Consider the following 22319-nt stretch of genomic DNA (forward strand, 5'->3'; position numbering starts at 1 on the left):
AAAGGGGCTAGAGCGTGCGCACGCGCAGCGAACGGCCCTTGATCTTGCCTTCGCCGAGGCGCTTGAGCGCCTGCTTGGCGATGCCGCGCTCGACCGCCACGTAGGCCTGGAAGTCGAAGATGGCGATCTTGCCGACCTGGGCGCCGGGGATGCCGGCCTCGCCGGTCAGCGCGCCGAGGATGTCGCCGGGGCGCAGCTTGTCCTTGCGCCCGGCGCCGATGCACAGGGTAATCATCGGCGGCTGCAGCGGCTCGCCGGCCTGGGCCTTGAGGCTGCTCAGCGGCTGCCAGTTGAGCGGGCTCTTCTGCAGGGTCTCGATGGCCTGGGCGCGGTGGCCCTCGGCCGGGGCGACCAGGCTCACCGCCAGGCCCTTCTCGCCAGCACGGCCGGTGCGGCCGACGCGGTGGATGTGGATCTCCGAGTCGCGCGCCAGCTCGACGTTGATCACCATGTCCAGGGCGTCGATGTCCAGGCCGCGGGCGGCCACGTCGGTGGCCACCAGCACCGACAGGCTGCGGTTGGCGAACATCGCCAGGACCTGGTCGCGGTCGCGCTGCTCCAGGTCGCCGTGCAGCGCGGCGGCGGAAATGCCGTGGGCGGCCAGGTGGTCGACCAGCTCCTGGCACTGCTGCTTGGTGAAGCAGAAGGCCACGCAGGATTGCGGGCGGTAGCTGGCGAGCAGCTTGAGCACCGCGTCCAGGCGCTGCTCGGGGGCGATCTCGTAGAAGCGCTGTTCGATCTGGCTGTCGTCGTGCAGGGCCTCGGCCTTGACCTGCTGCGGGTCGCGCATGAAGGCCGCGGCCAGCTGCTTGATGCCGGCCGGGTAGGTGGCGGAGAACAGCAGGGTCTGCCGGCGCGCCGGGGTCTGGCCGATGATCTCGGCGATGCTGTCGTAGAAGCCCATGTCGAGCATGCGGTCGGCTTCGTCGAGCACCAGGGTATTGAGCCCGTCGAGCTTGAGGGTGCCCTTGGCCAGGTGCTGCTGGATGCGCCCCGGGGTGCCGACGATGATCTGTGCGCCGTGCTCGAGCGAGCCGATCTGCGGGCCGAAGGGCACGCCGCCACACAGGGTCAGCACCTTGATGTTGTCGCCGGCGCGGGCCAGGCGGCGGATTTCCTTGGCCACCTGGTCGGCCAGCTCGCGGGTCGGGCACAGCACCAGCGCCTGGCAACCGAAGTAGCGCGGGTTGAGCGGGTTGAGCAGGCCGATACCGAAGGCCGCGGTCTTGCCGCTGCCGGTCTTGGCCTGGGCGATCAGGTCCAGGCCCTTGAGCATCACCGGCAGGCTCTGCGCCTGGATCGGGGTCATCTGCGCGTAGCCGAGCGACTCGAGGTTGGCCAGCATGGCGGCGGACAGCGGCAGGGAATTGAAGGCGGTGGATGGCACGGGGCGGACCTGAAAAAACGAAATGGCGCGCAGTGTAGCAGGCGCGGGCCGCGGCGGTGACGTGCGGCGACCGGGGGACGCCACTTTAGTCGCCAGATTGCCGCTGTTCGCCGCGCAGGACGGCGATGCGCGCGTCCTTGTCGTCCCACAGCCGGCTGACCCAGCCCTGCAGCAGGCGGCGGAACGCCGGGTCGTTCTGGTAGTCGCCCTGCCACAGTGCCGGTTCCAGGGGGCGGGTCCGGATATCGACGATGACCCTGGGCAGCTGGCCGCTGATCAGGTCCCAGAAGCCGGGAATCCGCTGGCCCGGGTAGACCAGGGTGACGTCGAGCACCGCATCCAGCTGCTCGCCCAGGGCGGCCAGGACGAAGGCCACGCCGCCGGCCTTGGGTTTGAGCAGGTAGCGATAGGGCGAGCCCTGCTCGGCCTGCTTGGTCGGGGTGAAGCGGGTGCCTTCGAGGTAATTGACCACGGTCACCGGCAGGTCCTTGAACTTCTCGCAGGCGCGCTTGGTGATCTCCAGGTCCTGGCCGGCCAGCTCCGGGCGCCTGGCCAGCTTGGCCTTGGAGTGGCGTTTCATGAAGGGGTAGTCCAGCGCCCAGAAGGCCAGGCCGAGGAAGGGCACCCAGATCAGCTGCTGCTTGAGGAAGAACTTGAAATAGGGGGTCTTGCGGTTGAGGGCCTGCACCAGCGCCGGGATGTCGACCCAGGACTGGTGGTTGCTGATCACCAGGTAGGAGGTGTCGCGGCGCAGCTCGGCGCCGCCGCGGATATCCCAGACGGTCGGCAGCAGGGCGGCGAAGATCAGCTTGTTCAGCTCGGCCCAGGTCTCGGCCACCCACATCACCCCGCGCGAGCAGGCGGCCTTGGCGGCCCGTCCGGGCAGGACGAACTTGCCCAGGGCGATCAGCAGCAGCGGGCCGATCAGGGCCAGGGTATTGAGCAGCAACAGCAGGATGACGCTCAGGCCGGTCAGCAGGGGGCGCATGGTGACTCCTTTGCGGTGCGCGTTGCGCGCCATCATAGGCAGGCCGGCCGGCGAGCTCCAGCGCACGGCGGCGGTGCCGGCGCAAAAATAGCGCCTGGAGAGGGGCCGGCGTGCACGGCCATGGCTTATGCTTGGTTCGCACACCTGTCCTGGCCGTGGTCACCTCAATGCTCAAGCGGATCGCCGTTGCCGAGTTGCTCGAAGGGATGTTCATTCATGAGTTCTGCGGCTCCTGGATGGAGCACCCGTTCTGGAAGACGCGCTTCCTGCTCGACTCCGCCCGGGATCTGCAGCGCATCCGCGACAGCGCCATTCGCGAGGTTTGGATCGACACCCGCAAGGGCCTCGACCTGCCGGCCGGGCAGACCCTCGAGCAGGTGCGGGTCGAGACCGATGCGCTGCTGCTGGCTGCCGAGCCGAGCGTGGCCGTGGCGTTCGAGGCCAAGACGCTGGATGAGGAGATCGAGCATGCAGCGAGGCTCTGCCTGAGTTCCAAGGCAGCGGTCATGGCGATGTTCGGCGATGCGCGCATGGGCCGGGCCGTGGATGTCGGCCAGGTGAGCGATCTGGTCGACCAGATATCCGCCTCGGTCATGCGCCAGCCCAATGCCCTGATCAGCCTGGCGCGGCTGAAGAACGCCGATGAATACACCTACATGCACTCGGTCGCGGTCTGCGCCCTGATGATCGCCCTGGCCCGCCAACTCGGCTTGCCCGAGGAGCAGGTGCGCGAGGCCGGGATGGCCGGGCTGCTGCACGACATCGGCAAGATGGCTGTGCCCGACAGGCTGCTGAACAAACCGGACAAGCTCAGCGACAGCGAGTTCGCCACCATGCGCCGGCATCCCGAGGCGGGGGTGAATATCCTGCTGGAGAGTGGGCAGGTCAGCGAACTGGTGCTGGATGTCTGTCTGCATCACCACGAGAAAGTCGATGGCAGCGGCTACCCACATCGCCTGGCCGGCGAACGGATCAGCCTGTTCGCGCGCATGGGCGCGGTCTGCGACGTCTACGACGCCATTACCTCCGATCGGCCCTACAAGAAGGGCTGGGGGCCTGCCGAGTCGATCCGCAAGATGGCCGAGTGGAGCAAGGGCCACTTCGATGAGCGGGTGTTCCAGGCGTTCGTCAAGACCGTCGGGATTTATCCGACCGGCTCGCTGGTCAGGCTGCAGAGCGGTCGCCTGGGGGTGGTGCTGGAGCAGCACGGGCAGTCGCTGCTGACCCCGCGGGTCAAGGTGTTCTTCTCGCTTGCCGGCAGGATGCCGATCGCACCGCGGGTCATCGACCTGGCTGCACTCGAAGGGCAGGACAAGATCGTCGGCCGCGAGTCGGCCGCCGACTGGGGCTTTCGCCACCTCGACGAGTTGTGGACGGGCCTGCCAGTGAATTGACGCCAGTGGTGCGGCTCAATTCTTGCTACACGGGTTCTTTGCCGCATCCGCTGCCGGGGTGCGCGGGATTCGTTGAGGTGTCGTTATGACCGGAGTACTCAAACCTGGGGTTCGTGTGCTGGAGCGTTTCAGCTTCGCGCGCAAGTTTCAGTTGCTGTTCGTCTTGTTCGCCCTGCCGCTGGGCTACGCCCTCTGGGTGATCAGCAGCGATCACCTGGCGCGCCTGAGCCTGATCGATCGCGAGCTCATGGGCATGCGCGGGGTGCAGGCGCTGGGCTCGGTGCAGCAGGCGCTGCTCGAGCAGCGCACCCTGCTGGCGCGCTGGAAGGGCACCGACAAGCCGGCCGAGGCCCTGTTGCAACAGCGCGCAGCGGCCCTGGACGAGGCCCTGCAACAGGCCGCGGCTGAGTTGGAGCAGGCGCCCCTGAGCGCCCAGGCGCGCCAGCAATTGGCCGAGCTGCAGGCGCTGCGCGCCGGGCTGGCGGTGGCCGAAGTGGGAAAAATAGCGCTACCGGACGGCCTGGAACGTTACCAAAAGACCCTGTTGCAGCTGATGACCCTGCGCGAGCAGCTGGCCACCGACAGCGGCCTGATCCTCGACCCCAGCCTCGACAGCTACCTGATGATGGAACAGCTGACCTTCATTCTGCCGCGCCTGCTGGAAAACCTCGGCAGCTTCGCCAGCCAGGGCTATGGCGCGGTGGTGTCCGAGCATTTCACCCTGCAGAGCCGGGTGCTGATCCGCGACCTGCGCCGCGGCCTGGACGAGTCCCTGGCGCAGCTGGTCAAGGCGCGTGCGGCCCTCGGCCAGTTCGACTCGTCGGCCGCCGGGCAGCTGCAGGCCCCCTTCGCCGATACCGAGCAGGCCATGCAGGCGTTTCTCGGCGAAATCGACCGGGACATGTTCGAGGCCAACCCCATGACCCTGACCCCGCAACAGTTCATTCAGCGGGTGGACACCCTGCAGGGACAACTGGCCGCCTTGCAGCAGGCGCTCTACCGACAGTTCGCCGCCAGCCTGGGTGACTACCGCCAGCAGGCCAAGGGCGAAATGCTCTGGGTGATCGGTGTATTCGCCGTGCTCACCGCACTGGCGCTCTATGTGCTGTTCTGCCTGAATGCCTCGATCCGGCGCAGCACCGCCGCCATCATCGAGGCCGCCCAGGGCCTGCGCGATGGCGACCTGCGGGTACAGATGCAGGTGCACGGCGAGGATGATCTGGCGGGTATCGCCGCGGCGCTGAATACCGCGGTGCTGCAGCTGCGCGACTCGCTGCAGGGGGTCGACCGCGAGAGCCAGCAGCTCGGTGGCACCGTGCAGCTGCTCAGTGGCCAGGCGCAGAGCGCCCTGGCGGCGGTCGAGCAGCAGCAGGGGCAGATGAGCCAGATCGCCGCCGCCGCGACCCAGATGGCGGCCACCGCGCAGAGTGTGGCGCAGAGCTGCGAAGAGGCCGCGGTGGAAGCCGGGCACACCCGCGAGATCGCCGACCAGAGCAACCAGCGCAGCGTGCGTACCTCGGCCAGCATGCGCCAGCTCAGCAGCAGCCTGGGCAGCAGCGCCGCGACCCTGCAGCAGTTGCGCGAGCAGACCGAGCAGATCACCCGGGTGGTCGACGTGATCAAGGGTATCGCCGAGCAAACCAATCTGCTGGCGCTCAATGCCGCGATCGAGGCTGCCCGCGCCGGTGAGCAGGGCCGCGGCTTCGCCGTGGTCGCCGACGAGGTGCGCTCGCTGTCCCAGCGCACCCAGAATTCCACCGCGGAAATCGCCGAGACCGTGGCCAACCTGCATAGGGTGGTCGGCCAGTCGGTGACCCTGATGGAGGAGGCGGTGCGTCAGGCCGAGGGCGATGTCGGCAGCGTGCTGGCCATGGGCGAGGACCTGGCCGGGATCGTCGAGTCGGTGCAGCGGGTCAGCGACCGCCTGGCGCAGATCGCCACCGCCGCCGAGCAGCAGGCCGCCACCGCCGATGAGGTCAGTGGCAGCATCCAGCAGGTCGACCAGGGTGCCAGCGCCTTGCTCGACGGTGCCCAGGCGGTCAGCAGCGCCGCCGAGCAGCTGCGCCGCGGCAGCGATGGCCTGGCGCAGAACACCGGGCGCTTCCAGCTGAACTGAGGCGCCGGCGCGGATCGCGTTGCCCAATGGCCACCCCCTTGACGCCGGGGGTGGCCTGACGCAGTCTGCCGGCCCTGACCGCCACCGAGCAGGACGCCCGATGCCGCACATTCTGATCGTCGAAGACGAAGTCGCAATCGCCGATACCCTGGTCTATGCCCTGCAGGCCGATGGCTTCAGCACCCAGTGGCTGGGCCTGGCCGGTCAGGCCCTGGAGGCCCTGGCGCGCGAGTCGTTCGACCTGGTGATCCTCGATGTCGGCCTGCCGGATATCAGCGGTTTCGAGGCGTGCAAGCGCCTGCGCCGGTTCTCCGAGGTGCCGGTGATCTTCCTCACCGCGCGCAGCGAGGAAATCGACCGGGTGGTGGGCCTGGAGATCGGCGCCGACGATTACGTGGTCAAACCGTTCAGCCCGCGCGAGGTGGCTGCCCGGGTCAGGGCCATCCTCAAGCGGGTCGGGCCGCGGTCGGTCGGGCCGCACCCGGTCGGGCCGCAGCCGGCTGGGCAGCATCCGGCCGAACCGGGGCCGGCGACGGACGCGGCGTTTCGCATCGACCTGCAGCGCTACCAGATCCACTACCACGGCCAGCTGCTCAATCTGACCCGCCACGAGTTCCGCCTGCTGCAGGCGCTGCTGGCCCAGCCCGAGCGGGTGTTCAGCCGCGCGCAGCTACTCGACGCCCTGGGCGTGGCCAGCGATGCCGGCTACGAGCGCAGCGTCGACAGCCACATCAAGAGCCTGCGCGCCAAGCTGCGCCTGGTGGCCGCGGCCGAGGAACCGATCCGGACCCATCGCGGCCTGGGCTACAGCTACCAGCCGGAGCACTGAGATGCCGCTGGGCGTGCGCATCTTCCTGGTCTACTTCCTGTTCGTCGGCCTGGCCGGCTGGTTCGTCCTGAGCACGGTGATGGACGAGATTCGTCCCGGGGTGCGCCAGTCCACCGAGGAAACCCTGGTCGACACCGCCAACCTGCTGGCGGAAATCATCCGCGACGACCTCAAGGCCGGCAGCCTCGCTCAGGGCCGGCTGCCGGAGCTGCTCCAGGCCTATGGCCAGCGCCGGCCGCAGGCGCAGATCTGGGGGGTGGACAAGACCCGGGTCAACCACCGCATCTATGTCACCGACGAGCGCGGCATCGTCCTGCTCGACTCCAGCGGTGCGGCCGTGGGCGCGGACTACTCGCGCTGGAACGACGTCTACCTGACCCTGCGCGGCGAGTACGGCGCCCGCTCGACCCGCGAGAACCCGGGCGACCCGGACTCCTCGGTGATGTACGTGGCCGCGCCGGTGCTCGATGGCGAGCGGATCATCGGGGTGGTCTCGGTGGCCAAGCCGAACCGCACCCTGCAGCCCTATATCGAGCGCTCGCAGCAGCGCCTGGGCTGGCTCGGCGGCGGCCTGGTCGGCCTCGGCCTGCTGATCGGCGGCCTGCTGTCCTGGTGGCTGAGCGCCTCGCTGCGCCAGCTGACCCGCTACGCCCAGGCGGTCAGCGCCGGCCAGCGGGCGCAGGTGCCGGCCCTGCACGGCGGCGAGCTGGCGCAGCTGGCCGCGGCGCTGGAGCGAATGCGCAGCGAACTGGAGGGCAAGGCCTACGTCGAGCGCTACGTGCATACCCTGACCCACGAGCTGAAGAGCCCGCTGGCGGCGGTGCGCGGCGCCGCCGAACTGCTCGACGGCGAGATGCCGAGCGAGCAGCGTCGACGCTTCGTCGCCAACATAGACCAGGAAAGCGCACGCATGCAGCAGCTGATCGAGCGCCTGCTCAACCTGGCCCAGGTGGAGCAGCGCCAGGGCCTGGAGGAGCGGGTCGCGGTGCCGCTGCGAGCGCTGCTCGAGGAGCGGCTGCAGGCCCAGGCCGCGCGTATCCAGGCGGCCGGGTTGCAGCTGGACAACCGCATTGCTGCCGAGCTGGCGGTACGCGGCGAGCGTTTTCTGCTGCGCCAGGCCCTGACCAATCTGCTGGACAACGCCCTGGACTTCAGCCCGCCCGGCGGCCTGATCCGCCTCGCCGCCGAGGTCCGCGACGGCCAGGTCGAGCTGCGCCTGTTCAACCAGGCCGAGGCGATTCCCGACTACGCCCTGGGGCGCCTGTGCGAGCGCTTCTACTCGCTGCCACGCCCGGCCAGCGGGCGCAAGAGCACGGGGCTGGGGCTCAACTTCGTCGAGGAGGTGGCGCAGCTGCACGGCGGCGCGCTGCACATCGGCAATGTCGAGGGCGGGGTCGAGGTCAGCCTGAGCCTGCCGCGCGCCTGAGCCCTGGCGGCAATGTCACAGCAGCAGGATGCTGGCCAGGCCGAGGAAGGCGAAGAAGCCGACGATATCGGTCACCGTGGTCAGGATCACGCTGCCGGCCAGCGCCGGGTCGATGCCCATGCGTTCGAGCAGCAGGGGGATGCCCCAGCCGGCCAGGGCCGCACACAGCAGATTGATCAGGATGGCGCTGCCAAGCACGGCGCCCAGGCCCCAGTGATCGAACCAGGCCACGGCCAGCAAGGCGATGACCAGGGCCCATAACACGCCGTTGAGGATCGATACCCCCAGCTCGCGGTTGAGCAGGATGCGCAGATTGCCTTTCTGCACCTGGCCCAGGGCCAGGCCGCGGATCACCAGGGTCAGGGTCTGGCTGCCGGCGATGCCGCCCATGCTCGCCACGATCGGCATCAGTACGGCCAGCGCCACCAGTTGTTCGAGGGTGGCCTGGAACAGGCCGATCACCCAGGCGGCACTGAAGGCGGTGATCAGGTTGATGCCCAGCCAGACCGCGCGGCGCCGCGAGCTGACCATGACCGGGGCGAAGATATCCGCCTCGTCATCCAGACCGGCCATCTGCATCAGGGTGCGCTCGGTGTCTTCGCGCATCAGGTCGGCGACGTCGTCCAGGGTGATGCGGCCAATCACCCGGTTGTGCTCGTCCACCACCGGAGCAGATAGCAGGTCGAGCTCCTTGAAGAGGCGGTCGACCTCGCTGTCCGAGGCGCTGGCGGCAATGCCGACAATATTGCGGTCCATCAGCTCGGCGACGGCACGGCCCAGGTCGGCGGTGACCAGGGCACTGAGGTGCAGCGCGCCCTGATAGTGGCCCTTGCGGTCGACCACCATCAGCATGTCGGTCTGCGGCGGCAGCTTTTCCAGCAGGCGCAGGTAGCGCAGCACGGTACTCACCCTGACGTCGGCGCGCACCTGGATGGCGTCGGCGTTCATCAGGCCGCCGGCCGAGTCCTCCGGGTAGGACAGCATCGACTCCAGCTGGGCGCGCTGGCCGGCGCTGCTGGCATACAGCAGCTTGGCCCCCAGGGCCGCGGGCAAGGTCTGGATCAGGTCGACGCGGTCGTCGAGCTCGAGGTGCTCGGCCGAGGCGATCAGCTCTTCGAGGTCCAGTTCGAGGGCCAGGGCGATGCGAATCTCGTCGTGCAGGTAGGTCAGCACCTTGCCGGCCCGTTCGGTCTCGACCATGCTCCACACGCTGAGGCGCTCTTCCGGCGGCAGCGCCTCGAGCAGGCCGGCGACCTTGGCCGGGTGCATGCGGTGGAGGATCTTGCCGACCCGCTTGAGCTTCTTCAGGCTCAAGGCCTGGCGTATGGCCTCCAGGTGGTTGAGTTCGCTCTTTTCCTCCTCCTGCTCGGTCTCCGGCCTGGCCGGCTGAGCATCCGCCGAGTCTCCGAGCAGCTGCCCGCTCAATCGCCTGTTCAGGTGCGGCAGGATGCGCTCCTCCTGCGCCGCATCGATCTGTTGCCAGAGCGCCAGGCGCTGCTCGGCCTCGAGCATCTCGAGCATGGCCGCGATCTTGGCCGGGTGCATGCGCCTGAGCAGTTTGCGCGCACGCTTGTTCTTCCCGCTATCGAGCGCCTGGATGATCTGTTCGCTGTCGGTGCGCCCAAGCAGATCCTGGGTCGGGCGGTCGTCTGGGTCGGTCGAACTCATGGTGGCCGTCGGCTGGTGGCGGAGGGTTGAGCAACCCCGCAGGCGGGGCGTCGTTGGCGCGGTTCTCAGGCTGGCAAGTATGGCCCAGCCATGCCCCGAGCTACAGCGCTATGCACTCTTGCGCTGCTGCGCAGGCGTTTTGCCCAGGCCGGAGGGCGGCGAATCTCCATGCAGTCTCCATACAACCTCCATAAAACCACCCCAGTGCCGGCGCAGAATTTTCCTACCTCAATTGCGCCGGAGAGCCGCACCATGACCAGAGCCCTGGGTTTCAAGCTGGGCGCCATCGCCCTGTTGATCCTGCTGTTACTCATCCCCCTGCTGATGATCGGCGGCCTGGTCGATGAGCGGCAGCGCCAACGCGACCATGTGCTGCAGGATATCGCCCGCAGCTCCAGCTACAGCCAGCAGCTCACCGGGCCGATCCTGGTGCTGCCCTATACCAAGGAGCTGCACGAGTGGAAGACCCAGGCCAAGACCGGCGAGCGCTACCTGGAGGAGCGTCAGGTGCGCGGGCGCCTGTATTTTCTACCCGAGCGCTTCGAGCTCAATGGCACGGTGGTCACCGAGCAGCGTTCGCGCGGCATCTACCAGGCGCGCCTGTACCACAGCGACAACCAGATCAGCGGCCGCTTCAAGCTGCCGGCGCGCATGGGCCTGGGCGATCAGCTGGGCCTGTACCGCTTCGAGGCGCCGCTGCTCGCGGTCGGCATCAGCGACATCCGCGGCATCGGCAACGCCCTGCAGTTGCGCCTCAACGGCGCCACCCTGGACTTCGCCCCGGGCAGCGGCGACGAGCGTTTCGGCGCCGGCGTGCACGTGCCCTTGCCGGCCCTCGACAGCCAGGGCGGGCAGAGCCTGGAGTTTGCCTTCGACCTCAAGCTGCAGGGCACCGAGCAGCTCAGCGTGGTGCCGGTGGGGCGCGACAGCCGGGTCAGCCTGCAGGCCGACTGGCCGCACCCGAGCTTCGTCGGCGAGTACCTGCCGACCCGACGCGAGGTCAGCGCCCAGGGCTTCGACGCGCACTGGCAGACCAGCTTCTTCGCCACCGACCTGGAGCAGAGCCTGCAGGCCTGCGTGCGCAAGAACAGTTGCGATGGGCTGTTCGGCCGGCGCTTCGGCGTCAGCTTCGTCGACCCGGTGGACCAGTACCTGAAGACCGATCGGGCGATCAAGTACGCGCTGCTGTTCATCGGCCTGACCTTCGCCGTGTTCTTCCTGTTCGAGGTGCTCAAGCGCCTGGCCGTGCACCCGCTGCAGTACGCCCTGGTCGGCCTGTCGCTGGCGCTGTTCTACCTGTTGCTGCTGTCGCTGTCCGAGCACCTGGGCTTCGCCCTGGCCTATGGCCTGTCGGCGGCGGGCTGCGTGGCGCTGAACGCCTTCTACGTCAGCCACGTGCTGCACAGCCGGCTGCGCGGCGGCGCCTTCGGCCTGCTCCTGGCCGCCCTGTACGGACTGCTCTATGGCCTGCTCAGCGCCGAGGACTATGCCCTGCTGATGGGCTCGCTGCTGGTGTTCGGGGTGCTTGGTTGCATCATGGTGCTGACGCGCAACCTGGATTGGTACGGGGTCGGCAAGCCGACCGAGAACACGGCGGCGGCCAGGGTCTAGGAGGACGTGAGCATGCGTGTACTACTGCGAGGTTGCGCCTGTTTCGCCCTGGGCCTGGTGCTGAGCGCGCTGCTGTTGCTCGGTTTGATGTTCGGCGGCCAGTTCGGCCTGATCGACGCCCTGCTGGCGAGCGGCCAGCCACTGGGGCAGCTGGGCCTGGCCCTGCTGCCGGCGGACTTCTGGAGCGGCCTGACCGGCGTGGCGGACGCCGCGCACAACCCATCGGTGCAGTCCTTCCTGGCCCTGTGCGTGGCGCTGGGGCAGAGCGCGCTGCTGCTGGCGCTCGGCTTCTACCGCCTGTGGTATCGGTCATGAGCGGGCATGTCGGCCTGCGCGAGGAGGGCCGTGCCGGGCACCTGCTGGCCCGGCGCATCGCCCGCCTGTTTCGTCCGCTAGCAAGGCATGGCGAAATCAGCCCGGCGGCACGCTCGCCTGCAGCGAAGGGCGCAGGCTGACCTCGGCGAACCAGGCGGCCAAGTGCGGGCAGCGCTGGCGCCAGCCCAGCTCGGGCTGGCGTAGGTCCAGGTAGCCGAGGGCGCAGGCGACGCCGATAGCGGCGATGTCGAAGCGGCTGCTCAACTCGGCGATGGCGTGCTGCTCGAAGTGGTCCAGGCTCTGCTCGATCTTCGCCTGCTGGGCGGCCAGCCACTCGGGCCAGCGCTTGTCGGCCGGGCGCAGGAAGCTCTCGTAGCGCATCAGCACCGCGGCATCGAGGATCGCATCGGCCAGGGCGGCGAGGCTCAGGCGCCGCCAGCGGGCGCTGCCGCTCGGCGGGATCAGCGCTTCGCCGACATGCTGCTGGTCGAGGTACTCGAGGATCACCCGGCTGTCGACCAGCACGTTGCCGTCGGCCAGGCGCAGGGCCGGGATCTTGCCGGCCGGGTTTTGCGCGTTGACCGTCGCGCTGGGGCTGGTCGGGCTCAGCTGCACTTCTTCCAGGGCGACCCGGTCGAGCTGGCCGGTCTCGTGGAGCAACACCAGGACCTTGCGCACGAAGGGCGAGGCGGGTGAGTAGAGCAGGGTCATGCTGGCTGTGGGCATGTTGACTCCTTGGCGCGGTGTTGCCCAGCAGGGTAGCAGGCTCGGATCGGCACCTCCATGCAGGCGCGGGAGCCAGGCGGATGGAGCTTTGCCACCGGCATTGCATCTGCCCGGCAGCGACTATGCTGGTAGCGGCCGCGCGCGCCGGTGCGGCCCTTTACCCATTCGACCTTGGTCGAGTACGCGGGGGAGCAGCGGCGCCGGCGTGCCTGTGCAGGCGCCTGAAACCGTGGCTGGCGCGCCTGAGGCTCCCGGTACTCGACCAAAGTCTCAGTGGCGGTCGCCCTTGGTGCTGCTAAGTTGCAAGGGTCAAAACAACAAAAATTATTGAGGAGTCCCTCATATGTCCGCGTCTAAGCAAGAGGCTGCCACAGCCTACTGGAAGGATAATCTGCGGCTGATGTTGATACTGCTGGCCATCTGGTTCGCGGTGTCGTTCGGTTGCGGCATCCTGTTCGTCGATCAACTCAACCAGATCCAGTTCTTCGGCTTCCCGCTGGGCTTCTGGTTTGCCCAGCAGGGTTCCATCTATGTGTTCGTGGCGATGATTTTCTTCTACGTGTGGAAGATGAATCAGTACGACCGCAAGCACGACGTCCACGAAGAATAAGGCGCCGAACATGGATACCCAAACCCTGATCTACCTGTTCGTCGGCGCGACCTTCGCGCTGTACATCGGTATCGCCCTGTGGACCCGTGCCGGTTCCACCAGCGAGTACTACGTCGCCAGCAAGGGCGTGCACCCGATCCTCAACGGCATGGCCACCGGCGCCGACTGGATGAGCGCGGCCTCGTTCATTTCCATGGCGGGGATCATCTCCTTCGTCGGTCTCGACGGCAGCGTCTACCTGATGGGCTGGACCGGCGGTTACGTGCTCCTGGCCATGTGCCTGGCGCCCTACCTGCGCAAGTTCGGCAAGTTCACCGTGCCGGATTTCATCGGTGAGCGTTACTACTCGCAGACCGCGCGCCTGGTGGCGGTGGTGTGCGTGATCTTCATTTCCTTCACCTACGTGGCCGGGCAGATGCGCGGCGTCGGTATCGTCTTCTCCCGCTACCTGGAAGTGGACATCAACACCGGCGTGGTGATCGGCATGTGCATCGTGTTCTTCTACTCGGTACTCGGAGGCATGAAGGGCATCACCTACACCCAGGTGGCGCAGTACTGCGTGATGATCTTCGCCTACATGGTGCCGGCGATCTATATCTCGATGATGATCACTGGCAACCCGATCCCGCAGCTGGGCTTCGGCAGTGAAGTGCTGGGCACCGGCCAGTCCGTGCTCGAGCGCCTCAACGGCCTGAGCGCCGAGCTGGGCTTCAGCACCTACACCGATGGCAGCAAGTCGACCATCGACGTGTTCTTCATCACCATGGCGCTGATGGTCGGCACCGCCGGCCTGCCGCACGTGATCGTGCGCTTCTTCACCACCCCGACCGTGCGTGCGGCCCGTCAGTCCGCCGGTTACGCGCTGCTGTTCATCGCCATCCTCTATACCACCGCGCCGGCCATCGCCGCCTTCGCCCGTACCAACCTGTTGACCACCATCCCGGGCATCAGCTACGAAGAAGCGCCGCAATGGATCAGCAACTGGGAGAAATCCGGCCTGATCGCCTGGCTGGACAAGAACGGTGACGGCAAGATCCAGTACGGCCCGGGCGCGCCCTTCGCCGGTACCCCGACCTTCGCCGCCGAGCGTGGCGAGCATGGTCAGCGTCTGGTGACCAACGAGCCGACTCCGGCCGCCACCGAGCTGTATGTCGACCGCGACATCATGGTCCTGGCCAACCCGGAAATCGCCAACCTGCCGGGCTGGGTGATCGCCCTGATCGCCGCCGGTGGTCTGGCTGCCGCGCTGTCCACCGCCGCCGGCCTGTTGCTGGTGATCTCCACCTCGATCTCTCACGACCTGCTCAAGAGCGCCATCATGCCGAACATCAGCGAGAAGGGTGAGCTGCTCGCCGCCCGTATCGCCGCCGGCGTGGCGGTGGTGGTCGCCGGTCTGTTCGGCATCTATCCACCGGCCTTCGTGGCCCAGGTGGTGGCGTTCGCCTTCGGCCTGGCGGCGGCCTCGTTCTTCCCGGCCATCGTCATGGGCATCTTCTCCAAGAAGATGAACAAGGAAGGGGCGATCGCCGGCATGGTGGTCGGTCTGGCCTTCACCTTCAGCTACATCGTCTACTACAAGTTCATCTTCCCGACTGCGGGCCCGGCGGACTGGTGGTTCGGCATCTCCCCTGAAGGTATCGGTACCCTGGGCATGATCTTCAACTTCGTGGTGTCGATCATCGTGGCCAAGGTCACCGCCGCACCGCCGGAGCATATCCAGCACATCATCGAGGACATCCGCATCCCCCGTGGTGCCGGTGCCGCGATCGAGCACTAAGCGTCAACCGCTGTAAACACAACGCCCCGGAAACGGGGCGTTTTGCTGTCCGCTCGATTCGATCGCGCCGATTCATAGACCCAGATCAATAGATGACGGTGGCGCCTGATCTAGAGTTGCCGGTTTTGATTCGTCGAGCCTGCGCCCATGTCCCTGCCCATCGCTACCCCCGAGCTGCTGTCCCCGGCCGGCTCCCTGAAGAACATGCGCTACGCCTTCGCCTACGGCGCCGATGCGGTCTATGCCGGGCAGCCGCGCTACAGCCTGCGGGTGCGCAACAACGAGTTCGACCACGCCCACCTGGCCCAGGGCATCGCCGAGGCCCATGCCCAGGGCAAGCAGTTCTACGTGGTGGTCAACATCGCCCCGCACAACGCCAAGCTGAAGACCTTCCTCAAGGACTTGGAGCCGGTGATCGCCATGGGCCCGGACGCGCTGATCATGTCCGACCCGGGGTTGATCATGCTGGTGCGCGAGCATTTCCCGCAGACCAACATCCACCTGTCGGTGCAGGCCAACGCGGTCAACTGGGCCAGTGTGAAGTTCTGGCAGCAGCAGGGCCTGTCGCGGGTGATTCTGTCGCGCGAGCTGTCGCTGGAGGAAATCGAGGAGATCCGCCAGCAGGTGCCGGCGATGGAGTTGGAGGTGTTCGTCCACGGCGCGCTGTGCATGGCCTATTCCGGACGCTGCCTGCTGTCGGGCTATATCAACAAGCGCGACCCCAACCAGGGCTCCTGCACCAACGCCTGCCGCTGGCAGTACAAGGCCGAGGCGGCGCAGGAGAACGAGCTGGGCGATATCGTCAAACTGGTCGACCCGACCCTGGGCGCCGGCGCCCCGACTTCCCAGGTGTTCCTGCTGGAGGAGGGCAATCGCCCGGGCGAGCAGATGGCCGCCTACGAGGACGAGCACGGCACCTACATCATGAACTCCAAGGACCTGCGCGCGGTGCAGCACGTCGAGCGCCTGGTGCAGATGGGCGTGCACTCGCTGAAGATCGAGGGGCGGACCAAGTCGCACTACTATTGCGCGCGTACCGCCCAGGTGTACCGCAAGGCGATCGACGATGCGATCGCCGGGCGGCCGTTCGACAAGAGCCTGATGGACACCCTGGAGTCATTGGCCCACCGCGGCTACACGGAGGGCTTCCTGCGTCGCCATGTGCATGACGAGTACCAGAACTACCAGCGCGGCACGTCGATGTCCGAGCGCCAGCAGTTCGTCGGCGAGTTGACCGGCGAGCGCCGTGGCGAACTGGCCGAGGTGCGGGTGAAGAACCGCTTCGCCGTGGGCGACCGCCTGGAGCTGATGACCCCCCAGGGCAACCTGCGCTTCGACCTGGAGCAGTTGCAGAACCGCCAGGGCCAGGGCGTGGCAGTGGCGCCGGGGGACGGCCATGTGCTGTACCTGCCGGTGCCGACCGAGGTGCAGCTGGAGTACGGCCTGCTGATGCGCGACCTCTAGGCTGGATCGGAGTGCCTGGCTGAGGCTTCACTCAGCGCGTGGCCCGATAGCGCGTAGGCTGGATGACGCTCTATTCATCCACCGACTCGTCGCCCCGATCCACCCTACGCCAGCTGGTGGGCGCGCTGGCGGCGGCGCCAGCCGCTCAGGCGCTCTTGCAGCACCAGCAGACTGTCGAGCTGCTGGCGGCGTGCCTGGCTGAACAGGATCAGCGCCAGCTCGGCGGTGACCAGGGCATCGGCGCTGGCATGGTGGCGTTGGTGGACCTGCAGGCCGAAGTGGCGGGTCCAGTCGTCCAGCCCCCCGCGCGGGATCTTCGCCTGCGGGCAGAGCAGGGGGGCCAACTCGGCGACGTCGAAGAAGGGGTGGCGCAGGCGCTGGCCCAGGCTCTGTTTGAGGGCGCGGGCGAGCATGCGTTGGTCGAAGGCGGCGTGGAAGGCCAGCAGCGGGCTGTCGCCGACGAACTCCATGAAGGCCAGCAGCGCCTCGGCCGGCTCGCTGCCGGCGGCAATGGCGCTGGGTGCCAGGCCATGGATCAGCACGCTGGCGTTGAGCCGGTGATCCGCTCGCTGCAGGGTGCACTCGAACTGCTGGCCGAGGTCGATGGCGCCGTGCTCGATCACCACCGCGCCGATCGACAGCACCTGGTCACGCTTGGTGTCCAGGCCGCTGGTTTCCAGGTCCAGCACCACCAGACGCTGCTCGCCCAGCGGGCGCCGGTCGAGAGCGGCGGGCGCCGGCAGGCGGGCGCGGCGATCGAGCTGGGCCTCGCGCAAGGCCGGGCCGCGGGCGCTGAACCAGGTGAACTGGCTCATAGCTGATACCTCAGGGCCAGGCTGCTCTGCAGGCGCTGGGCCTGGCGGAAGGACTCGCGCAGGATGCGCCGGTCCAGGTGGTTGAGGCTGTCCGGGTCGAGGCGGTTGGAGTAGGGCTGCTGCTCGCGGGCCTGCAGCTGGTGCTGTTGCATGCGGGTCTGCTGGATGAAGTGATAGGCCTCTTCGAAGGCGGCGCCATCGAGCTTCTCGATCACGCCCTTGGCGATCAGCTCGCGCAGGCGCTCCAGAGTGTTGCAGGCCTCGATGCCGTTAGCCAGGGCGAGCAGCCGGGCGCCGTCGACGAAGGGCGTCAGGCCCTGCACCTTGAGGTCCAGGGTGTCCTTCTCGGCGCCCTTGCGGGCCACCACGAAATCGCGGAAGCGGCCGACCGGCGGGCGCTGGCGCAGGGCGTTCTCGGCCATCATGCGCTGGAACAGGCTGTGGCCGCGGATGCGCCGCAGCAGGTCTTCGCGCACCTGTTCGCAGCCGTCCGGCGGGCCCCAGACCACGCGCATGTCGAAGTAGATGCTCGAGGCCAGCAGGTTCTCCGGGGTGGCCTCGTCGATGAAACCGGCGAAGCGCCGGGTCCACTCCTGGCGCGACAGGCACAACTCGGGGTTGCCGGCCATGATGTTGCCCTTGCACAGGGTGAAGCCGCACTGCGCCAGGCGCTGGTTGATCTCGGCGGCCAGCGGCAGCAGGCGCCGGCGTATCTCGGCGGCCTCGGTCTTGTCCGCCGCTTCGAACAGGATGCCGTTGTCCTGGTCGGTGTGCAGGGTCTGTTCGCGGCGGCCCTCGCTGCCGAAGCACAGCCAGGTGAAGGGCACGCCAGGATCGCCGAGGTCTTCCAGGGTCAGCTCGATCACCCGGCACACGGTGTGGTCGTTGAGCAGGGTGATGATGTGGGTGATCTGGGTCGAGCTGGCGCCGTGGGCGAGCATGCGGTCGACCAGCTGGCGGATGTCTTCGCGCAGCGCGCTCAGGGTCTCGACCCGTCCGGCGTGGCGGATGGTGCGCGCCAGGTGGACCAGGTCGACGCGCTGCAGGCTGAACAGGTCGCGCTCGGAGACCACCCCGCAGAGCTTCTCGTGCTCGACCAGGCAGACGTGGGCGATATGCCGCTCGGTCATGGCGATGGCCGCGTCGAAGGCACTGGCGTCGGGCGCCAGGTGGAAGGGCTCCGGGGTCATCAGCTTGGCGATCGGCTGGTCCAGGCTCTCGCCGTCGGCCACCACCCGGCGCAGGTCGCGCAGGGTGAAGATGCCCAGCGGCTTGAGCGCCGGGTCGACGATGACGATGCTGCCGACGTGCTGCTCGTGCATCTGCTTGACCGCCTCGCGCAGCGGCGTATCGGGCGCGCAGCCGATCGGCTGGCGCATGGCCAGTTCGCCCAGGCGGGTGTCCAGCGAATACTGGGCGCCGAGGGTCTCCACCGCGCGCAGCTGGACCTGCTGGTTGACCTGGTCGAGCAGGCTGCTGACCCCGCGCAGGGCGAAGTCGCGCAGTGGGTTGGACACGGCGAACAGCTTGACGAAGGCGGCCTTGCTCAGCAGCAGGCAGAAGGTATCCTCGGCGGCCAGGTGCTCGGTGCGGGTGGCGCGCTCGCCGATCAGGGCGGCCAGCGGGAAGCACTCGCCAGTGGTGATCTCGAAGGTGGTCTCGGTGCCGCGTCGGGCCGAATGCGGCCGCTCGCCGTGCACCCGGCCCTGCTTGACGATGTAGAAGTGTTCGACCGGTCCGTCGGCCGGCTTGATGATGGTCTCACCCTCGCCGTAGAAACGCAGCTGGCAGTGTTCCACCAGGTAGGCCAGGTGGGCCATGTCCATCTGGTTGAAGGGCGGGAACTTCTGCAGGAACTCCACGGTGCCGTGGATGTTCTGCAGTACCGCGGCCCTGCCTGCCTGGCTGAAGGCATCCGCTTTGCTCATGGGCGCTCTCGACGGTTTGCTGGGGGACTATGGTCGGCCGCGCGGCGACGGCTGCAAATTGGACGTAAGTCTAGTCGCTGGCATCGGACCGACCTCCCGCCCGCTGTACAGAAGCGCGGTTCAGGGCAAGACTGCGTTCTGCCCATCGACAACAAGGACCTTCCCATGACGCAACCGTTGCTGATCATCGGCTCCTACCTGTCCCCCTATGTGCGCAAGGCCCTGGTGCTGCTCGAGCTCAAGGGTGTGCCCTACCAGATCGACCCGATCGTGCCCTTCTACGGTGACGACGAGTTCGCCCGTCTCAGCCCGCTGCGGCAGATTCCGGTGCTGGTCGACGGCGACCTGGTGCTCAACGATTCCTCGGTGATCTGCCAGTACCTGGAGGAGCGCTACCCGCAGCCGTGCCTGTACCCGGCGGATATCGCCGTGCGCGCCCAGGCCCGCTGGCTGGAGGAGTATGCCGACAGCCGCATGGGCCAGGTGGTGATCTGGCAGCTGTTCAACCAGCTGGCGATCGGCCGCGCGGTGTGGGGCCGCGAGCCGGACCAGGCGCTGCTGCAGAAGACCTACGACGAGGACCTGCCGGCCATCTTCGACTATCTGGAGGCCCGGCTGCCGGCCCAGGGCTGGCTGTTCGGCGAGCTGTCGATCGCCGACATCGCCATCGCCTGCTTCCTGCGCAACGCCCAGTTCGTCCGTTACCGCGTCGACGCCGCGCGCTGGCCGAGGCTGGCCGCCCTGGTCGACACTGCCCTGGCGCTGCCGGCGTTCGCCCGGCTTGGCGCATACGAGACGGTCGCCGCGCGCACGCCCATCGCCGAGCAGCGCGAGGCCCTGCGCCAGGCTGGTGCACCGCTCAGTGCACGCAGCCACTTGCGCGCCCAGCCGGTACTCGGGCCGATGAGCCGCGGCTGACCACCGGCCATAAAAAAACCGCCCCGGAGGGCGGTTTTTTCTGCGCTGCGAATCAGAGGCCGTTGGCGGCCTTGAATTCGCGGCGGCGGCGGTGCAGCACCGGCTCGGTGTAGCCGTTGGGCTGCTTGGCGCCTTCGATCACCAGTTCCAGGGCGGCCTGGAAGGCGATGTTGCTGTCGAAGTCCGGCGCCAGCGGACGGTACAGCGGGTCACCCGCGTTCTGCCGGTCGACCACCGGGGCCATGCGCTTGAGGCTGGCGACGATCTGCTCCTCGCTGGCGATGCCGTGGCGCAGCCAGTTGGCCAGCAGCTGGCTGGAGATGCGCAGGGTGGCGCGGTCCTCCATCAGGCCGACGTCGTTGATGTCCGGCACCTTGGAGCAGCCGACGCCCTGGTCGATCCAGCGCACCACGTAGCCGAGGATGCCCTGGGCGTTGTTGTCCAGTTCGTTCTGGATTTCCTCGGCCGACCAGTTGGTGTCCTTGGCCAGCGGGATGCACAGGATGTCGTCGACCGAGGCCGGGGTGCGCTTGGCCAGCTCGGCCTGGCGGGCGAACACGTCGACCTTGTGGTAGTGCAGGGCGTGCAGGGTGGCGGCGGTCGGCGAGGGTACCCAGGCGGTGTTGGCGCCGGCCAGCGGGTGGGCGATCTTCTGCTCGAGCATGCCGGCCATCAGGTCGGGCATGGCCCACATGCCCTTGCCGATCTGCGCACGGCCCTGCAGGCCGGTGGCCAGGCCGACGTCGACGTTGTTGTCTTCGTAGGCGGCGATCCACTTCTCGGCCTTCATGGCGGCCTTGCGCACCACGGCGCCGGCTTCCATGGAGGTGTGAATCTCGTCACCGGTGCGGTCGAGGAAGCCGGTGTTGATGAACACCACACGCTCGCGGGCTTGCTGGATGCAGGCCTTGAGGTTGACGGTGGTGCGCCGCTCCTCGTCCATGATGCCGACCTTCAGGGTGTTGCGCGGCAGGCCGAGGACGTCCTCGACGCGAGCGAAGATCTCGCTGGTGAAGGCCACTTCTTCCGGGCCGTGCATCTTCGGCTTGACGATGTACACGCTGCCGGTGCGGGTGTTCTTGCGGCTGGTGTTGCCGTTGAGGTTGTGGATGGCGATCAGGCTGGTGAACAGCGCGTCCTGGATGCCTTCCGGAATCTCGTTGCCGGCGGCGTCGAGGATCGCCGGGTTGGTCATCAGGTGACCGACGTTGCGCACGAACAGCAGGCTGCGCCCGTGCAGGGTCAGCTCGCTGCCGTCGGCCTGGGTGTAAACCCGGTCCGGGTTCATGGTGCGGGTAAAGCTCTTGTCACCCTTGGTCACCACTTCGGCCAGGTCGCCCTTCATCAGGCCGAGCCAGTTCTTGTAGACCACCACCTTGTCATCGGCGTCGACCGCGGCGACCGAGTCCTCGCAGTCCATGATGGTGGTCAGGGCGGCTTCCATCAGCACGTCCTTGACCCCGGCCGCGTCGGTCTGGCCGACCGGGGTGCTGGCGTCGATCTGGATCTCGAAGTGCAGGCCATTGTGCTTGAGCAGCACCGCGACCGGCGCCGCGGCGTCGCCCTGGAAGCCGATCAGCTGGGCGTCGTCGCGCAGGCCGCTGTTGCTGCCGCCCTTGAGGCTGACCACCAGCTTGCCGGCTTCGATGCGGTAGCCGGTGGAGTCGACGTGGGAGCCGGCGGCCAGTGGCGCGGCTTCGTCGAGGAAGGCGCGGGCGAAGGCGATGACCTTGTCGCCGCGGACCTTGTTGTAGCCGCGGCCCTTCTCGGCGCCGCCGGCTTCGCTGATCACGTCGGTGCCGTAGAGGGCGTCGTACAGCGAGCCCCAGCGGGCGTTCGAGGCATTCAGGGCGAAGCGCGCGTTCATCACCGGCACCACCAGCTGCGGGCCGGCCAGGCGGGCGATCTCGTCGTCGACGTTGGCGGTGCTGACCTGGAAGTCGGCCGGCTCCGGCAACAGGTAGCCGATTTCCTGGAGGAAGGCCTTGTAGGCGGCCGCATCATGGGCTTGACCGGCGCGGGCCTGGTGCCAGGCGTCGATCTGCGCCTGGATCTGGTCGCGTTTGGCGAGCAGGGCACGGTTTTTCGGGGCCAGCTCGTTGATCACGGCTTCGGCTCCCGCCCAGAACGCGTCGGCAGCGATGCCGGTCCCGGGGATGGCTTCGTTGTTCACGAAGTCGAACAGCACTTTGGCAACCTGCAGGCTGCCTACTTGAACGCGTTCAGTCATCACTTGCCTCACTCTGCTCAGCTCTACTCAATAGCCGCGTCGGACCTGGAATTTAGTCATGTAGTCCGAGCCGCGGCATACTACATCAAGATCTAGGGAAAATCAGGGGGGTAAGCG

The 22319-nt window shown here is 67.7% G+C and carries 17 protein-coding genes; 10 read left to right on the forward strand and 7 right to left on the reverse strand.

Going from position 1 to position 22319, the window contains the following annotated elements:
• Window positions 1-7: 7 nt before the first annotated feature.
• Window positions 8-1387: an ATP-dependent RNA helicase DbpA gene (dbpA, locus tag AB5S05_RS12405; protein WP_369287838.1), complete on the reverse strand. Its 1380-nt coding sequence runs from the start codon at window positions 1385-1387 to the stop codon at window positions 8-10.
• Between the two features lie 85 nt (window positions 1388-1472).
• Window positions 1473-2375: a 1-acylglycerol-3-phosphate O-acyltransferase, YihG family gene (gene yihG / locus AB5S05_RS12410; RefSeq protein WP_369287839.1), complete on the reverse strand. Its 903-nt coding sequence runs from the start codon at window positions 2373-2375 to the stop codon at window positions 1473-1475.
• Window positions 2376-2542: 167 nt separating this feature from the next.
• Here yihG and AB5S05_RS12415 point away from each other — a divergent pair, with 167 nt between their 5' ends.
• The 4 genes from AB5S05_RS12415 (at window position 2543) to creC (ending at window position 8140) form a co-directional block, all read left to right on the forward strand.
• On the forward strand, window positions 2543-3769 hold the full coding sequence (locus tag AB5S05_RS12415) for an HD-GYP domain-containing protein (protein ID WP_369287840.1): 1227 nt from the start codon (window positions 2543-2545) through the stop codon (window positions 3767-3769).
• An 85-nt stretch (window positions 3770-3854) separates the two neighbouring features.
• Window positions 3855-5885, forward strand: coding sequence for a methyl-accepting chemotaxis protein (locus tag AB5S05_RS12420; RefSeq protein WP_369287841.1), 2031 nt, complete (start codon window positions 3855-3857; stop codon window positions 5883-5885).
• A 100-nt stretch (window positions 5886-5985) separates the two neighbouring features.
• Window positions 5986-6714: a two-component system response regulator CreB gene (gene creB, locus AB5S05_RS12425; protein ID WP_369287842.1), complete on the forward strand. Its 729-nt coding sequence runs from the start codon at window positions 5986-5988 to the stop codon at window positions 6712-6714.
• Window position 6715: 1 nt separating this feature from the next.
• Window positions 6716-8140 (forward strand): two-component system sensor histidine kinase CreC, encoded by a 1425-nt coding sequence (creC, locus tag AB5S05_RS12430; protein WP_369287843.1) that lies wholly within the window; start codon window positions 6716-6718, stop codon window positions 8138-8140.
• 15 nt (window positions 8141-8155) lie between these two features.
• Here the strand turns inward: creC and mgtE are convergent, their stop codons facing one another.
• Window positions 8156-9808, reverse strand: coding sequence for a magnesium transporter (mgtE, locus tag AB5S05_RS12435; protein ID WP_369287844.1), 1653 nt, complete (start codon window positions 9806-9808; stop codon window positions 8156-8158).
• Window positions 9809-10060: 252 nt separating this feature from the next.
• Here mgtE and creD point away from each other — a divergent pair, with 252 nt between their 5' ends.
• Complete coding sequence (gene creD / locus AB5S05_RS12440) at window positions 10061-11419, forward strand: cell envelope integrity protein CreD (protein ID WP_369287845.1); 1359 nt, start codon at window positions 10061-10063, stop codon at window positions 11417-11419.
• 12 nt (window positions 11420-11431) lie between these two features.
• Complete coding sequence (locus tag AB5S05_RS12445) at window positions 11432-11734, forward strand: hypothetical protein (RefSeq protein WP_369287846.1); 303 nt, start codon at window positions 11432-11434, stop codon at window positions 11732-11734.
• Between the two features lie 96 nt (window positions 11735-11830).
• Here the strand turns inward: AB5S05_RS12445 and AB5S05_RS12450 are convergent, their stop codons facing one another.
• Window positions 11831-12460, reverse strand: a complete 630-nt coding sequence (locus tag AB5S05_RS12450; protein ID WP_369287847.1) for a glutathione S-transferase family protein — start codon at window positions 12458-12460, stop codon at window positions 11831-11833.
• A 343-nt stretch (window positions 12461-12803) separates the two neighbouring features.
• Here AB5S05_RS12450 and AB5S05_RS12455 point away from each other — a divergent pair, with 343 nt between their 5' ends.
• The 3 genes from AB5S05_RS12455 to trhP all read left to right on the forward strand — a co-directional run bounded on the left by AB5S05_RS12455 (window position 12804) and on the right by trhP (window position 16311).
• Window positions 12804-13070, forward strand: coding sequence for a DUF4212 domain-containing protein (locus AB5S05_RS12455; protein ID WP_369287848.1), 267 nt, complete (start codon window positions 12804-12806; stop codon window positions 13068-13070).
• A 10-nt stretch (window positions 13071-13080) separates the two neighbouring features.
• Window positions 13081-14847, forward strand: coding sequence for a sodium:solute symporter family protein (locus AB5S05_RS12460; RefSeq protein ID WP_369287849.1), 1767 nt, complete (start codon window positions 13081-13083; stop codon window positions 14845-14847).
• A gap of 147 nt (window positions 14848-14994) precedes the next feature.
• Window positions 14995-16311, forward strand: coding sequence for a prephenate-dependent tRNA uridine(34) hydroxylase TrhP (trhP, locus tag AB5S05_RS12465; RefSeq protein WP_369287850.1), 1317 nt, complete (start codon window positions 14995-14997; stop codon window positions 16309-16311).
• 104 nt (window positions 16312-16415) lie between these two features.
• Here the strand turns inward: trhP and AB5S05_RS12470 are convergent, their stop codons facing one another.
• Both AB5S05_RS12470 and AB5S05_RS12475 read right to left on the reverse strand, forming a co-directional pair.
• Complete coding sequence (locus tag AB5S05_RS12470) at window positions 16416-17126, reverse strand: 3'-5' exonuclease (RefSeq protein ID WP_369287851.1); 711 nt, start codon at window positions 17124-17126, stop codon at window positions 16416-16418.
• Entirely contained in the window at window positions 17123-19054 is a 1932-nt protein-coding gene (locus tag AB5S05_RS12475) for a putative nucleotidyltransferase substrate binding domain-containing protein (RefSeq protein WP_369287852.1), read from the reverse strand. Before AB5S05_RS12475 ends, AB5S05_RS12470 begins: the two co-directional genes overlap by 4 nt.
• Before the next feature lie 165 nt (window positions 19055-19219).
• Between AB5S05_RS12475 and AB5S05_RS12480 the strand changes: the two genes are divergently transcribed.
• Window positions 19220-19972 (forward strand): glutathione S-transferase family protein, encoded by a 753-nt coding sequence (locus AB5S05_RS12480; RefSeq protein ID WP_369287853.1) that lies wholly within the window; start codon window positions 19220-19222, stop codon window positions 19970-19972.
• A 52-nt stretch (window positions 19973-20024) separates the two neighbouring features.
• On the opposite strand, the gene AB5S05_RS12485 is transcribed toward AB5S05_RS12480, so the two are convergent.
• A complete protein-coding gene (locus AB5S05_RS12485; protein WP_369287854.1) occupies window positions 20025-22202 on the reverse strand; it encodes a malate synthase G in 2178 nt (725 codons plus the stop codon).
• Between the last annotated feature and the right edge of the window lie 117 nt (window positions 22203-22319).

This window comes from Pseudomonas zhanjiangensis (assembly GCF_041027545.1).
In the GTDB taxonomy this organism is placed as follows: domain Bacteria; phylum Pseudomonadota; class Gammaproteobacteria; order Pseudomonadales; family Pseudomonadaceae; genus Aquipseudomonas; species Aquipseudomonas zhanjiangensis.

Bases quoted from the DNA above. Each gene is read 5' to 3' on its own strand.
- AB5S05_RS12470 (WP_369287851.1), bottom strand. From the start codon at position 17,126: ATGAGCCAGTTCACCTGGTTCAGCGCCCGCGGCCCGGCCTTGCGCGAG.
- AB5S05_RS12455 (WP_369287848.1), top strand. From the start codon at position 12,804: ATGTCCGCGTCTAAGCAAGAGGCTGCCACAGCCTACTGGAAGGATAAT.
- AB5S05_RS12460 (WP_369287849.1), top strand. From the start codon at position 13,081: ATGGATACCCAAACCCTGATCTACCTGTTCGTCGGCGCGACCTTCGCG.
- AB5S05_RS12420 (WP_369287841.1), top strand. From the start codon at position 3,855: ATGACCGGAGTACTCAAACCTGGGGTTCGTGTGCTGGAGCGTTTCAGC.
- mgtE (WP_369287844.1), bottom strand. From the start codon at position 9,808: ATGAGTTCGACCGACCCAGACGACCGCCCGACCCAGGATCTGCTTGGG.
- trhP (WP_369287850.1), top strand. From the start codon at position 14,995: ATGTCCCTGCCCATCGCTACCCCCGAGCTGCTGTCCCCGGCCGGCTCC.
- AB5S05_RS12415 (WP_369287840.1), top strand. From the start codon at position 2,543: ATGCTCAAGCGGATCGCCGTTGCCGAGTTGCTCGAAGGGATGTTCATT.
- yihG (WP_369287839.1), bottom strand. From the start codon at position 2,375: ATGCGCCCCCTGCTGACCGGCCTGAGCGTCATCCTGCTGTTGCTGCTC.
- creB (WP_369287842.1), top strand. From the start codon at position 5,986: ATGCCGCACATTCTGATCGTCGAAGACGAAGTCGCAATCGCCGATACC.
- creC (WP_369287843.1), top strand. From the start codon at position 6,716: ATGCCGCTGGGCGTGCGCATCTTCCTGGTCTACTTCCTGTTCGTCGGC.
- AB5S05_RS12485 (WP_369287854.1), bottom strand. From the start codon at position 22,202: ATGACTGAACGCGTTCAAGTAGGCAGCCTGCAGGTTGCCAAAGTGCTG.
- AB5S05_RS12450 (WP_369287847.1), bottom strand. From the start codon at position 12,460: ATGCCCACAGCCAGCATGACCCTGCTCTACTCACCCGCCTCGCCCTTC.
- AB5S05_RS12475 (WP_369287852.1), bottom strand. From the start codon at position 19,054: ATGAGCAAAGCGGATGCCTTCAGCCAGGCAGGCAGGGCCGCGGTACTG.
- AB5S05_RS12445 (WP_369287846.1), top strand. From the start codon at position 11,432: ATGCGTGTACTACTGCGAGGTTGCGCCTGTTTCGCCCTGGGCCTGGTG.
- creD (WP_369287845.1), top strand. From the start codon at position 10,061: ATGACCAGAGCCCTGGGTTTCAAGCTGGGCGCCATCGCCCTGTTGATC.
- AB5S05_RS12480 (WP_369287853.1), top strand. From the start codon at position 19,220: ATGACGCAACCGTTGCTGATCATCGGCTCCTACCTGTCCCCCTATGTG.